This is a genomic window from Ursidibacter arcticus, from assembly GCF_009761375.1.
Classification (GTDB): Bacteria; Pseudomonadota; Gammaproteobacteria; order Enterobacterales; family Pasteurellaceae; genus Ursidibacter; species Ursidibacter arcticus.
Genome location: NZ_LEKM01000178.1, coordinates 20,043 through 34,268 on the forward strand (window position 1 = coordinate 20,043; position 14,226 = coordinate 34,268).

Below are 14,226 nucleotides of genomic sequence, written 5' to 3' on the forward strand. Positions count from 1 at the left end.
CTAAAATGAGAACAACTTCGTGATTTTAAGTAGATACCTAACAAAAGAAATTTTTAAAAGCCAGATTGCTATTCTGTTTATTCTGTTGGTCATTTTCTTCTGCCAACAGCTTGTGCGTGTTTTAAGCTCGGCAGTAAGTGGGCGAGTGCCTACGGATTTAGTATTAAGCCTATTAGGGCTAGGAATGCCAACAATGGCACAGTTAATGTTGCCATTGTCGTTATTTATTGCACTATTGCTCACACTTGGACGTTTTTATGCGGAAAGTGAGATAACCGTAATGCGAGCTTGTGGCGTAGGGCAAAGTATTTTAGTGAAATCTGCTCTATTTTTATCTTTGTTTACCACCGTTATTGCAACCTACAATGTCTTTTGGCTTACACCTTGGGCAATCAATAAGCAGAGTGAAATGTTAGCCGAAGCGAAAGCAAACCCACGTTTTGCAGCGCTATCTGCGGGGCAATTTATGTCGGCTGGGGGCTACGTTCTTTTTATTGATAATATTGAAGAAAACAAAATTAACGATATTTATGTTTTTCAACCTCACCAACAGAAGAAAAATAAACCATCTGTGGTGGTCGCAGAATCTGGTGAATTACAAGGCTTACCGAACGGTGATCAACTGCTTACATTAAGCCATAGCACTCGCTATGAAGGCACTCCGCAAACAGCTGATTTTCGTATTTCTAGCTTTGATAACTATACCGCTTATCTAGGCTATCAAGATGTTGAAACTGATGAAAAATTAGTCCAACGTGCAGATTTAACCAAACTGCTCAATGATACATCACCAGAAGCACAATCTGAATTACACTGGCGTTTAGCGTTAATTTTAGCTGTACCGTTAATGGCATTATTAGCCGTACCGATGAGTAGCGTAAACCCACGTCAAGGACGATTTGCAAAACTACTCCCAGCACTTTTGCTTTATCTCATTTATTTCTTACTGCAAAGTTCGCTCAAATCAGCTGGCAGTTCAGGCAAGGTCGATGCTTCCGTACTGATGCCACTCGTTTCAGTTGCATTCTTATTATTGGGCATTGTGTTAAATGCTTGGGATAGTAAAGGATTATCTGCACTACGTTATCGTTTAAGTGCTAAGAAAGGTGTGAATTAAGATGAATGTATTAGAACGTTATATTGGTAAAACTATTCTTGCATCAATTATGCTCACACTGTTTATGTTGGTTGGGCTTGGTGCAATTATTAAATTTGTAGAAGAATTTCGTGCTGTCGGGCAAGGCTCTTACGATGGCTTACACGCTGCTTATTATACCTTTCTGACCATTCCAAGAGATGTCGAAACCTTTTTCCCGATTGCAGCACTGTTAGGCTCACTAATGGGGCTTGGCACATTAGCAAGCCGTAGTGAATTGGTCGTAATGCAAGCGTCTGGATTTTCACGTTTCCGCATTGGATTAGCGGTAATGAAAACCGCAATTCCACTGGTTATCTTCACAATGGTTATTGGTGAATGGGGCGTACCGCAGACGGAACAATTTGCAAGAAATATGCGTTCTATTGCTCAAAGCGGTGGCTCAATGTTGGCTACGCAAGGTGGTTTTTGGGCAAAAGATGGGAATAATTTCATCTATATTCAAAAGATCAATGATGAAAGAAATTTGAACGATATTTTGATCTATGAATTTGACAAGCGAGAGCTAAAATCCATTCTAAAAGCTCAAAAAGCTGAATATCAGAATGATGAATGGCTATTAAAAAATGTAGAAAAATCCATTATTGGCGAGAACCAAATCAATCAAGATAAACAAACTCAACAATCTTGGCAGACCAGCATTACACCAAGTAAATTAGGGATTGTTTCACTCAAGCCTGAATCGCTATCCATTACAGGATTAGCAGACTATGTTGGTTTCTTGAAAGAAACAGGGCAAGATCCAAAACGTTTTGAAATTACGCTATGGCGGAAAATTTTCCAACCGATCTCAATGGCGGTAATGATGTTGCTAGCAATTTCCTTTATTTTTGGTCCATTACGCAGTAGCACGATGGGAGCAAAAATTGTGATTGGTATCCTTGCAGGTTTTGTATTCTATGTTGCAAATATCGTGTTTGGTAATTTAAGCCTTGTTGTTTCGTGGCTACCTGTTCCACTCGGTGCATTAACCCCAAGTTTAATCTGTTTGATGATTGTATGGTGGTTATTAGGTAAGAAAAGGGATTAAGGAATTTCATAATGTCACAACCACGCTTTGTCCATTTAAAAGTTCACAGTGATTTCTCGATGATTGACGGTTTAGCGAAAATTAAACCGTTAGTCAAAACTTGTGTTGCAAATAATATGGTTGCAATGGCATTAACTGATTTCACAAACTTCTGCGGTTTAGTCCGTTTTTATGGGGAAGCGTTAAGTTCTGGGGTTAAGCCGATTGTCGGGGTGGATATAATGGTTCGCCCTGAGCCAGAAAGTGATGAGTTGTTTGAACTAACACTACTGGCAAAGAATAATGTCGGCTATCATAATATTACCCTTTTAATTTCAAAGGCTTATCAACAAGGTTACTTTCAATTCCCAGTGGTTGAAAAGGCGTGGTTAGCAGAGTTAAATGAAGGCATCATTGTGCTATCTGGTGGGCGTAATGGTGATGTAGGCAAAGCCTTACTTAAAGAAAACTTTACAGAAGCAGAACAGTTAATTCAATTTTATCAACAATATTTTGCCGAACACTACTATCTTTCGCTCTGCCGCACAGGGAGAGCCGATGAAGAACGCTATATTCAACAAGCGGTGGTTTTTGCACAAAAATTTGCAATCCCTGTTGTTGCTGTCAATGATGTCGTTTTTTTACACCAAGATGATTTTGATGCTCACGAAATTCGAGTAGCTATTCACGATAGCTATACGTTAGACGATCCAAAACGTCCCAAAAAATACTCCGCTCAACAATATTTCCGTACTGAAGCGGAAATGTGTGCATTATTTGCAGATTTACCTCAAGCAATTGAAAATACGCTACAAATTGCGCAACGCTGTAATGTAACGATTCGTTTAGGGGAATATTTTTTACCGAATTTCCCAACAGGTGAGTTATCTGTCGAAGATTTCTTAGTCAAGAAATCGAAAGATGGCTTAGAAGAACGCCTTGAGTTTCTCTTTCCCGATCCCGAAGAACGTGCAAACAAGCGGTCTGTTTACGATGAAAGATTGCAAGTTGAGCTAGATGTAATCAACCAAATGGGGTTCCCGGGTTACTTCCTGATTGTGATGGAATTTATCCAGTGGTCAAAAGATAACGATATTCCTGTTGGCCCTGGGCGTGGTTCTGGTGCAGGATCATTAGTTGCCTATGCGTTAAAAATTACTGATCTTGATCCCCTTGAATTTGATCTGCTTTTTGAACGTTTTCTCAATCCTGAGCGGGTTTCAATGCCCGATTTTGATGTCGATTTCTGTATGGACGGACGAGATCGTGTTATTGAACACGTTTCCGAAACCTATGGAAGACAAGCTGTTTCACAGATTATTACCTTTGGTACGATGGCAGCCAAGGCGGTAATTCGAGATGTAGGGCGGGTATTAGGGCACCCTTATAGCTTTGTGGATCGTATCTCTAAATTGATTCCGCCTGATCCCGGAATGACTCTCGCAAAAGCCTTTGATGCTGAGCCGAAATTACCTGAATTATATGACACCGATGAAGAAGTCAAAGCCTTAATTGATATGGCTCGCAAACTTGAAGGGGTAACGCGTAATGCAGGGAAACACGCAGGTGGCGTAGTAATTGCACCCACTGCGATCACCGATTTCTCTCCTCTCTACTGCGATTCAGAAGGACTACACCCTGTTACTCACTTTGATAAAAATGATGTTGAGTATGCAGGCTTAGTAAAATTCGACTTCTTGGGTTTACGCACTTTAACGATTATTAAATGGGCATTGGAGATGATCAACCAACGCCTTGCACGAGAAGGGAAAGAGCCTGTTCGAATTGAAAGTATTCCTCTTGATGATAAAAAAGCCTTTGAGTTGTTACTCAATGCGAAAACTACTGCGGTATTCCAACTTGAATCTCGAGGGATGAAAGACTTAATTTCTCGTCTCAAACCAGACTGTTTTGAAGATATTATCGCATTGGTTGCGTTATTCCGACCAGGCCCCCTAGAGTCTGGAATGGTGCAAAACTTTATTGATCGTAAACACGGAAAAGAACCTGTTTCTTACCCTGATCCACAGTATCAACACGAATCATTACAACCGATTTTAGAGCCAACCTACGGGGTTATTGTTTACCAAGAACAAGTAATGCAGATAGCACAAGTATTAGCTGGCTACACATTGGGTGGTGCAGATTTATTACGGCGTGCAATGGGTAAGAAAAAACCTGAAGAGATGGCGGCACAACGTTCCACCTTTGAAGAAGGAGCGATCAAAAACGGCATTGACGGCGGATTGGCAATGAAAATCTTCGACTTAGTAGAAAAATTTGCGGGTTATGGTTTTAATAAATCTCACTCGGCTGCTTATGCGTTGGTTTCTTATCAAACACTGTGGTTGAAAGCCCATTATCCTGCGGAATTTATGGCAGCGGTAATGACATCAGAGTTAGACAATACAGATAAAATTGTTGGTTTCTATGATGAATGTATCAATATGGGGCTAACGGTTGTACCACCTGATATTAACACGGGAAAACATCGCTTTAGTGTGAATGAAAAAGGCGAGATCGTCTATGGTTTAGGGGCAATTAAAGGGGTTGGCGAAGCACCTGTTGATGCGATTTTAGAAGCTCGTGATAGCGGAGGTATTTTTAAAGATCTGTTTGATCTTACGGCAAGGGTGGATCTTCGCAAAGTCAATCGCCGAACCTTTGAAGGCTTAATAATGGCAGGGGCTTTTGATAAATTAGGCCCTCATAGAGCAGCACTCCTAAAGAACTTAGAAGATGCACTTAAAGCCTCCGACCAACATTCAAAAATGGAAGCCTTAGGGCAAAGTGATATGTTTGGGGTACTTACCGAAACGCCGGAAGAAGTCCAAAATGCCTATGCAAATACCCCAAAACTCAGTGAACAAGCTATTTTAGAAGGTGAAAAATCAACCTTAGGACTTTACTTAAGCGGACACCCAGTAGGACGTTTTTTAAAAGAACTTGCCCATTATGCCCCTGCTCGTTTAAATGAGATACAGCCAACTTATCGCGGGCAAACAGCTTGTGTTGCAGGAATGGTAATGGCATCTCGTATCGCTATAACCAAACGGGGTAGTCGCATTGGTATTGCCACCATTGAAGATAGGTCAGGAAAACTTGATATAACCTTGTTTTCAGAAGCACTTGAAAATTATGGGCATCTATTACAAAAAGATGAAATTATTGTCGCCATCGGCTCAATACAGCACGACGATTTCAGCGGTGGTTTAAAAATGTCTGCTAGAGAACTACTCTCTCTTGATGAAGCAAGAAGTCGTTATGCCAAAAGCCTTGCCCTTGCAATTTCACAAGAGCAACTTACCGCTCATTTTGTTAAAGAATTAACTGAGATCTTAACTCCTTATAAAGATTCAACGTTACCCTTACATTTCTACTACCAAAGCCCTGAAGGACGAGCATTATTAGTAGGAGATCTTGAATGGCGAGTAACCCCGAAAGAGATAATGCTCACCAAGCTAAAAGATTTACTCGGTGAGAATGCCGTTGAATTGGAATTTGAATAAAATTATCGGTTATTAAGGACCTAAAATGCTACGCCGTTTATATACTTTACTTAGTTATATTATTCAGCCACTGCTGTTATTAGTAATGTGGTATCGTGGTAGAACTTTACCTGAATACCGCCAACGTTTATCCGAACGTTATGGATTTTATTCAAAAATAACACCGCCTAAAGCGAATGGGATCGTCATTCACGCCGCATCAGTCGGTGAAGTGATTGCCGCAACGCCATTGATTAAAGTAATTCAAACTCAATATCCTGAGTTGGCCATTACAGTGACAACCGTTACACCAACAGGCTCAGAAAGGGTAAAATCAGCTTTTGGAGATAGTTTATCGCACGTTTATTTGCCTTATGATCTGCCTGATGCAATCAATCGCTTTCTGAAATTTATTAAACCTCGGCTTTTTATTGTGATTGAAACGGAATTATGGCCTAACTTAATTCATCAGATTCATCAACGAAAGATACCATTTGTAATTGCTAATGCTCGCTTATCACCAAGATCAGCTAGACGTTATGGCTGGATAAAAACGCACTTACAAGAAATGCTTAATGAAATCACTCTGATTTTAGCTCAAGATTCTGTAAGTGCTGATCGTTATATCCAATTAGGCTTTAATCCACAACGTTTAGTAAACACAGGAAATCTTAAATTCGATTTAGAAATTACGCCTGAGCTACGTCAAAAAGTCACCGAAACTCGCATTCATCTAAACCTTTCTAACCGCCCTGTATGGGTTGCAGGTAGCACCCACGAGGGCGAAGAAAAAATGATCTTAGATGCTCATCGTAAATTGCTAATCATACACCCAAACCTTGTGCTGATTTTGGTGCCACGACACCCAGAACGCTTTGCAAGTGTCGAAGAGATACTTAGAAAAATGCAAATACCTTATGTTAAGCGGTCAGATCAGCGTGGTGTTTTACCGAATACCCAAGTATTGCTTGGTGATACAATGGGGGAAATGATGATACTATACGGTTTGGCACAAGTCGCTTTTGTCGGCGGAAGTCTTGTGAAACACGGTGGACATAATCCTTTGGAGCCAATAGCATTTGAACTCCCCGTTATCTCTGGCTTACATACGTTTAACTTCCCAGAAGTCTTTAGTAAATTGCGTAATGTCGATGGGGTCATTGAAATTGAGAGTAATGTTGAAGCTCTTGCGAATGCCGTTAATTATTTCTTAGAACACCCTGAGCTAAGTAAAGAGATCAGCCAAGCAGGTTATGATGTTTTAAAAGAGAATCAAGGAGCGTTAAAACGCCACTTAGCATTACTATCGCCTTATTTAGAAGCAAAAGAGAATAAAGATGAATAAAACGGTCATTTACCCTGGTACTTTCGATCCTATTACAAATGGACATTTAGACGTTATTCAACGTTCTACAAAATTATTTGATCAAGTAATTATAGCTGTTGCTAAAAATCCAAGTAAACAACCGCTTTTTAGCCTTGAACAACGGATTGAATTAGTTAAACAAAGTTGTCATCACCTAGATAATGTAATCGTGCTAGGATTTAGTGGCTTACTGGCAGATTTAGCCAAAGATCATAATGCAACCGCATTGATTCGCGGTGTGCGTGGTGGAGCGGATATTGACTATGAAATTCACCTAGCACAACTTAATCAACAACTACAAAATGAATTGGAAACGGTATTTTTACCCTCTTCATTAACGTGGCGTTATCTCTCTTCTACAATGGTACGAGAAGTTTATCGACACCAAGGCGATGTCGCACAATTTGTGCCACGCAATGTTTATCAAGCGTTACAGCAATTAAGGAATGATAATGAGTGAACAAAATAAACAAAATTTAATTTGGATTGATCTAGAAATGACAGGGTTAGATCCTGAAAAAGAGCGTATCATCGAAATTGCCACTATTGTTACCGATAAAGATCTAAATATTCTCGCCGAAGGGCCAGTGCTTGCCATTCATCAATCAGATGAACTGCTCAATAAAATGAGCGATTGGTGTGTCAAAACCCATACGGAAAATGGTTTAGTCGAGCGAGTTAAGCAAAGTAAATTAACTGAACGCGCAGCAGAATTACAAACTCTTGATTTTCTGAAAAAATGGGTTCCTAAAGGTGCATCACCTATCTGCGGAAACAGCATTGCACAAGATAAGCGTTTTCTTTACCGTTATATGCCTGATTTAGCCGAATTTTTCCATTATCGTCATTTAGACGTCAGCACTTTAAAGGAGTTAGCAAGCCGTTGGAAACCAGAAATGCTTAATCAATTCAACAAAAAAAATACGCATTTAGCACTAGATGACATTAAAGAATCTATTGAAGAATTAAAATTTTACCGAGAACATTTTATTAAATTAGATTAAATAACAGACAATAATGACAAAAACACAATTTTATTTTGAAAATGAAATACAAATGTTGGAATTTGGTAGCAAATTAGCGGTCACATTCCAAGATTTTTTTGCAAATCAGCGTGATAAAGGGTTAGTGATTTATCTCAATGGCGAGTTAGGGGCAGGAAAAACCACCCTTACTCGTAGTATCGTACAAGCCTTTGGGCATCAAGGAAATGTGAAAAGCCCAACTTATACGCTAGTGGAAGAGTATCATTTAGCACCTTATTCTCTTTATCATTTTGATCTTTATCGTTTAGCTGATCCTGAAGAATTAGAATTTATGGGTATTCGTGATTACTTCCGTCCACAAACACTCTGTTTATTAGAATGGGCAATGCGTGGGCAAGGAATGATCCCAAATGCAGACATCATCATTCAAATTGATTATGCACAAACGGGCAGAAACCTTGAATTACAAGCACAAAATGAAATCGGGCAAATGATTATTGCAAATTTTCTAGCAAATCATACCGCTTAGTAAAGTCTATTGAGAAATAAAATGAAACATAAACTTTTAAACTTTTTACCGTTGCTCACCTTACTTACCTTTAGCATTACAAGCTATGCGAAAACAGTCATTGCAATTGATGCGGGACACGGTGGAAAAGACCCTGGAGCAATGGGAAAAACCTTAGGTATCAAAGAAAAAGATGTTACCTTATCTATCGCTAAAGAACTAAAAGCGTTACTTGATGCGGATCCAAATTTCCGAGCAGTAATGACCCGTAGCGGTGATTATTTTATTCAGCTACCGAACCGAACCGAAATTGCACGCAAAAATAAAGCGAATTATTTAGTCTCTATTCACGCAGATTCATCGCCAAGCTCGGAGAATTTGCGTGGTGCTTCTGTTTGGGTTTTATCCAATCGCAGAGCGAATGATGAATTAGGTAAATGGCTAGAAGATCACGAGAAACAATCTGAATTACTAGGCGGTGCAGGTTCTGTACTTGCTCAAGCTAACGAGCGTTATTTAAGCCAAACCGTACTAGATTTACAGTTTTCTCATTCACAACGAGCAGGTTATGAATTAGGTAAAACTATTCTCAGTAAAATGAGCAATGTGACTAAACTGGCTAAAAGTGCTCCACAGCACGCAAGTTTAAGTGTGTTACGTTCACCTGATATTCCGTCTATCTTAGTTGAAACAGGCTTTCTCTCAAATGCTATAGAAGAGCAAAAACTCTCTTCTCTTACCTATCGCCGCCAAGTTGCTAGAGCAATCTATAATGGTTTAGTCGAATATCAACGTAAATACTATAAAGTCTCGCCAAAAGCGATTTACACCGAGAAAAGCGAAACGAAAAAAGAGAGTAAAGAAAGCAAATCTGATGCTAAAGAGACGAAAAAGGTAGAGCAATCGCAAGCAAAACAGAACAACACTGAAACTAAAAAAACCGCAGATAAAACATCTAAAGAAACAGTCAAAGGAAATAACCAAACAGAGAAAAAAGACTCAAAGAAAAACCCAGTAAAACAAGAAAAGAATTTAAATAATAAAGAAAAAGCATCTACAGAGAACAAAAAAGAAATCGATGTTAATGCCAAATTCCATATTGTGCAGAAAGATGAGACACTCTACTCTATTGCGAGAATGTATAAAACCACTCCCGAAAAACTGAGTGAGCTTAACGATATTAAACAAAATAAAATTGTGGTTGGGAAAAAATTGAAATTAAAATAAAATTTAGACGCACAAACAAAAAACGAAGTAATCAATATGACTACTTCGTTTTTATTTTCTACACCTTATCGCTATGAAATAGGTACTTCCATCAGTAAAATTTCTGCATTTTCAGATAATGCAGTAACATCAAAAGATTGCGTGTCCCATACAGCTAAGCCATCTCGTTCATTGAGTTCTTTGTCGCCGATTTTCGCATTTCCTTTAATAACAAATACATAAACACCGTTATTTTCTTTATGTAATTGATACGTTTTACTGTGGTTAAGCTCAAATTTTGCTAGTGAGAACCAAGCATCTTGGTGAATCCAAACGCCTTCATCATCAGGATTGGGTGAAAGAATTTGCTGGAAATCATTCGGTTTAGCTTGGTCAGCAATGGTAATTTGTTGATAACGAGGTTCAACATTACGCTTATTGGGAATAACCCAAATTTGCAGAAATTTTACCGCTTGATCACGATTTGCATTCATTTCACTATGAGTAATACCCGTGCCTGCGGACATTACTTGAATATCGCCATTGCGAATAATACTGCCATTGCCCATACTATCTTTGTGAGCTAAATCGCCAGATAAAGGGATTGAGATAATTTCCATATTATTATGGGGATGAGTGCCAAACCCCATTCCGCCTTCGACAAAATCATCGTTAATAACACGCAATGCACCAAAACCTAGGCGTTCAGGATCGTAATAATTTGCAAAACTAAAAGTATGACGGCTTTTTAGCCAACCGTGATCAGCATTGCCACGAGAGTCAGCTGAGTGATAAATATATTTCATTGTAAGTCCTTCATTTTGTATCAACTTAGGGACTATTCTATAATTTCACCTATGCTAGATAAAGGCATTAAAAAGCAATAGACTATTTACAATATGGAAATAATAAACTCATTACTGCTGTAATCTTACGCCAAAATGATTAGCGACTTTTCTTTCTGAACCTTGTAATAAGGGTAGAGCGGATATACGTTTGTTATCAATTACCATTGTTGAACTTCCTCCACCATCTAAATTTAATGCGTAAGTTAGCTTTAACTGAGTTGCGAGTTGTGCTAATTCATTCATTGTCATTCCACGATAGGTAAGTTGCCGCCCTTCAACTACAACTAAATAGAGCCAGTTATGCTTTTCATCTAATCCAATCATTGTTCTTGGGTGCTTACCTGTAAAAATATCTTGCGAACAACCAATTTTGTCGCGTGTGGAGCATTCAAACTTACCTGATTTTTCACTGTAATAATGCCAACCTGCGAGTGCTAACTTCCAGTTAGGCTTGGCAGAAGTAATACGGTTTATTGGATCAATATGGCAATGATGATTGGCGGTACAAGCCAAAAAAGAGCGAGCTAATGTGTCATTGCTTTTTTGCCATTTTTTAAATTGAGAGATATTTAACCCAAGTGGCGAAAGATCTTTACGAAAAAAACTCCCGTTAATTGCAACATTTGTTTGATATTTTCCAGCAAATTCAGAAACGGTTAAGCCCTGATCTTTCGGTAATGTCGTAATCAATTCAAGATTAGGACAATTCAGATCGATCTTACTGATATGAATAACGCCGTTTTCGCTACGATTTTCAATGCAAGATGAGTTTGCTTGAGCAGTAGAGAGCAGCAAGAAAATAAAAAACAAAAAAAGAGATTTCATTGGCATAATGTTAGAGAAAATTAGCGTAGGATTGTCGCCTAAAATGACAGAAGTAGAAAGCAGATAATCTCAATAAGCGGTAAGATTTTCGTAAAAATTTACAAATAACACAAATAACCAACTAAAAAGCGTTATTTCTCGACATCTATTGAATATAGCGGTAGAATTACCGCCTATTTTTCTATCTGTATTTTATATACCGACTATTTTTAAATTACTGAGGTTAAAATGTCATTCTCAATTGAAACAACTCAAGGCTTAGAACGCCGTGCAACCGTTACTGTCGCTGCAGATAAAGTAGAAGCAGCTTACCGCGAACAATTAAAAGGTTATGCAAAAAATGCACGCGTTGATGGTTTCCGTAAAGGTAAAGTACCACATTCTATTATTGAGCAACGCTATGGTTTAGCGGCTCGTCAAGATGCGTTATCAGAAGAAATGCAACGTGCATTCTTTGATGTTGTAATCAATGAAAAAATCAACCTAGCAGGTCGTCCAACATTTACACCAAATAACTATGAAGCAGGTAAAGATTTCTCTTTCGTTGCAACCTTTGAAGTATTCCCTGAAGTAGAATTAAAAGGCTTAGAAAGTATTGAAGTTGAAAAACCAGTTGTTGAAATCAGCGATGCAGATTTAGATAAAATGGTTGATGTATTACGCAAACAACAAGCTACTTGGTCTGAAACAACCGATGCTGCAAAAGCAGATGATCGTGTAACTATCGACTTCGTAGGATCTATTGATGGCGAAGAGTTTGAAGGTGGTAAAGCATCTGACTTCGTATTATTTATGGGTCAAGGTCGTATGATCCCTGGTTTTGAAGAGGGTATCGTAGGTCATAAAGCAGGTGAACAATTTGATATTGATGTAACATTCCCAGCAGAATATCACGCAGAAAACTTAAAAGGTAAAGCAGCGAAATTTGCTATCACCTTGAAAAAAGTAGAAAACATTGTATTACCTGAATTAACAGAAGAATTTGTGAAAAAATTTGGTGCAGGTAAATCAGTAGAAGAACTTCGTGCAGAAATTAAGAAAAATATGCAACGTGAGTTAAAAAATGCGGTAACTTCACGCATTAAGAACCAAGTAATCAATGGTTTATTAGCACAAAACGATATTGAAGTACCTGCTTCAGCAGTTGCAGAAGAAGTTGAAGTATTACGTCAGCAAGCAGTTCAACGTTTTGGCGGTAAACCAGAAATGGCAGCACAATTACCAGCAGAATTATTTGAAGGTGATGCAAAACGCCGTGTTCAAGTAGGTTTATTACTTTCAGCAGTGATCACTTCAAATGAGCTAAAAGTTGATGAAGAGCGTGTGAAAGCAACTATCGCAGAATTAGCATCAGCTTATGAACAACCAGCAGAAGTTGTTGAATACTATGCGAAAAACCGTCAATTAACTGACAATATTCGTAACGTAGTATTAGAAGAACAAGCAGTTGATGCTGTATTAGCGAAAGCGAAAGTAACTGAAAAAGCATTCTCTTTCGATGAGATTATGGCTTCTCAACAAGCTGCATAATTTCTCTTATCAGTTTTGCAGTTAAGCAAAGCTATCCAAACAAGCGGTCATTTTCAGCAAAAGTTTTGCAAATTTTTTAACGGAAGTGACCGCTTTATACCAACTAATGATCTAGAGAAAAATTATGGAACAGCTTACTTTAGCTCAACAAATTCAACAATTTGCCGCAAACCATACCATTATGGTGGTTGCGTGGGTTGCGTTATTTGTTGCAGTGCTTATCAATTTTTATAAAGGGGCGACAAGCAAAATCAAAGTGGTTGATAATGCCCAAGCGACCCAACTCATCAATAATGAAGATGCTGTGGTTTTAGACGTTCGCTCTGATGATGAATTCCGAGCGGGACATATTATTGACAGCTTACATTTAATTCCAAGTGAAATTAAAGGTAACAAAACACAATCAATTGATAAACATAAAGAAAAATCAATTATTGTGGTAGATACTAATGGTTTATCTGCTCAAGGGTTAGCAAATACACTTGCAAAACAAGGCTTTAATAAAGTTTATGCTTTAAAAGAAGGGATTGCAGGTTGGCGAGCAGCAAATCTTCCTTTAGTCAAAAAACATAAATAATTATTAAGGATTCATTATGTCTGAAGAAAACAAAGTAGAAACACAACAAGAACAAGTACCATTTGAAATGCAAATCCAACGTATTTATATCAAAGACGTTTCATTTGAAGCACCAAACCTACCAACGATTTTCCATCAAGAATGGAAACCACAATTAGGTTTTGAATTAGATACTGCAACAGTACAAGTTGGTGAAGATACTTATGAAGTAGTATTACATATCAACGTACAAACTACCTTAGAAGATAGTAACGATGTTGCATTTATCTGTGAAGTTAAACAAGCAGGTGTATTCACCATTAAAGGTTTAGAAGGTATTCAATTAGCACATTGCTTAGCATCAAAATGCCCTGAAGTATTATATCCTTATGCTCGTGAATTGATCTCAAGCCTTGTAAATCGTGGTACATTCCCAGCATTAAATCTTTCACCAGTAAACTTTGATGCACTCTTTGTTGATTATTTAGAGCGTCAGCAAGCAGAAGAACAAGCTGAAGAAAAACCAGCATTAAACTAATTTATTGTTGAGTGAAAAATGGGTATGTTAAGCATACCTCAGATTATTGACAAAGTCTTTTTTCATTCGGACGCCAGCGTGGCGTCCCTACAAGGAAAGTTATAACCAATTGAAAAATAACAGATTTTATTTTGTTATGTAGGGACGCCACGCTGGCGTCCGTTAATTGGATACAACAAATTAGAGTTTGTCATCAATCTGCAGTTTTAT

The 14,226-nt window shown here is 38.3% G+C and carries 13 protein-coding genes; 11 read left to right on the forward strand and 2 right to left on the reverse strand.

Annotated features, from left to right (window positions below; all coding sequences use genetic code 11):
• Positions 1 to 19 precede the first annotated feature (19 nt).
• From lptF to A1D25_RS08000, 8 genes are read left to right on the forward strand one after another with little or no spacing between them, the layout of a single operon-like run.
• Positions 20 to 1,117 carry an LPS export ABC transporter permease LptF gene (lptF, locus tag A1D25_RS07965; protein ID WP_157395156.1) on the forward strand — a complete coding sequence of 366 codons (1,098 nt, stop codon included), beginning with the start codon at positions 20 to 22 and terminating at the stop codon, positions 1,115 to 1,117.
• Between the two features lies 1 nt (position 1,118).
• Complete coding sequence (gene lptG / locus A1D25_RS07970; protein ID WP_157395157.1) at positions 1,119 to 2,186, forward strand: LPS export ABC transporter permease LptG; 1,068 nt, start codon at positions 1,119 to 1,121, stop codon at positions 2,184 to 2,186.
• An 11-nt stretch (positions 2,187 to 2,197) separates the two neighbouring features.
• Positions 2,198 to 5,674, forward strand: a complete 3,477-nt coding sequence (gene dnaE / locus A1D25_RS07975; protein WP_157395158.1) for a DNA polymerase III subunit alpha — start codon at positions 2,198 to 2,200, stop codon at positions 5,672 to 5,674.
• Between the two features lie 25 nt (positions 5,675 to 5,699).
• The gene (waaA, locus tag A1D25_RS07980; RefSeq protein WP_157395159.1) at positions 5,700 to 6,998 is read left to right on the forward strand and encodes a lipid IV(A) 3-deoxy-D-manno-octulosonic acid transferase; all 1,299 of its coding nucleotides are present in this window, start codon (positions 5,700 to 5,702) and stop codon (positions 6,996 to 6,998) included.
• Positions 6,991 to 7,479 carry a pantetheine-phosphate adenylyltransferase gene (coaD, locus tag A1D25_RS07985; protein WP_157395160.1) on the forward strand — a complete coding sequence of 163 codons (489 nt, stop codon included), beginning with the start codon at positions 6,991 to 6,993 and terminating at the stop codon, positions 7,477 to 7,479. Before waaA ends, coaD begins: the two co-directional genes overlap by 8 nt.
• The gene (orn, locus tag A1D25_RS07990) at positions 7,472 to 8,023 is read left to right on the forward strand and encodes an oligoribonuclease (RefSeq protein WP_157395161.1); all 552 of its coding nucleotides are present in this window, start codon (positions 7,472 to 7,474) and stop codon (positions 8,021 to 8,023) included. Before coaD ends, orn begins: the two co-directional genes overlap by 8 nt.
• 13 nt (positions 8,024 to 8,036) lie before the next feature.
• The gene (gene tsaE, locus A1D25_RS07995) at positions 8,037 to 8,534 is read left to right on the forward strand and encodes a tRNA (adenosine(37)-N6)-threonylcarbamoyltransferase complex ATPase subunit type 1 TsaE (protein ID WP_157395162.1); all 498 of its coding nucleotides are present in this window, start codon (positions 8,037 to 8,039) and stop codon (positions 8,532 to 8,534) included.
• Between the two features lie 21 nt (positions 8,535 to 8,555).
• A complete protein-coding gene (locus A1D25_RS08000; protein ID WP_157395163.1) occupies positions 8,556 to 9,740 on the forward strand; it encodes an N-acetylmuramoyl-L-alanine amidase in 1,185 nt (394 codons plus the stop codon).
• Positions 9,741 to 9,811: 71 nt separating this feature from the next.
• Here A1D25_RS08000 and A1D25_RS08005 read toward each other — a convergent pair whose 3' ends face one another.
• Together A1D25_RS08005 and A1D25_RS08010 are read right to left on the reverse strand one after the other, a co-directional pair.
• Positions 9,812 to 10,525 carry a pirin family protein gene (locus A1D25_RS08005; protein ID WP_157395164.1) on the reverse strand — a complete coding sequence of 238 codons (714 nt, stop codon included), beginning with the start codon at positions 10,523 to 10,525 and terminating at the stop codon, positions 9,812 to 9,814.
• A 111-nt stretch (positions 10,526 to 10,636) separates the two neighbouring features.
• On the reverse strand, positions 10,637 to 11,392 hold the full coding sequence (locus tag A1D25_RS08010; protein WP_157395165.1) for a phosphodiester glycosidase family protein: 756 nt from the start codon (positions 11,390 to 11,392) through the stop codon (positions 10,637 to 10,639).
• Between the two features lie 228 nt (positions 11,393 to 11,620).
• On the opposite strand from A1D25_RS08010, the gene tig reads away from it, so the two are divergent.
• The 3 genes from tig (at position 11,621) to secB (ending at position 14,016) form a co-directional block, all read left to right on the forward strand.
• Positions 11,621 to 12,922, forward strand: a complete 1,302-nt coding sequence (tig, locus tag A1D25_RS08015; protein WP_157395166.1) for a trigger factor — start codon at positions 11,621 to 11,623, stop codon at positions 12,920 to 12,922.
• Between the two features lie 124 nt (positions 12,923 to 13,046).
• Complete coding sequence (locus A1D25_RS08020; protein ID WP_157395167.1) at positions 13,047 to 13,499, forward strand: rhodanese-like domain-containing protein; 453 nt, start codon at positions 13,047 to 13,049, stop codon at positions 13,497 to 13,499.
• 16 nt (positions 13,500 to 13,515) lie between these two features.
• The gene (gene secB, locus A1D25_RS08025) at positions 13,516 to 14,016 is read left to right on the forward strand and encodes a protein-export chaperone SecB (RefSeq protein WP_157395168.1); all 501 of its coding nucleotides are present in this window, start codon (positions 13,516 to 13,518) and stop codon (positions 14,014 to 14,016) included.
• The last annotated feature ends 210 nt before the right edge of the window (positions 14,017 to 14,226 follow it).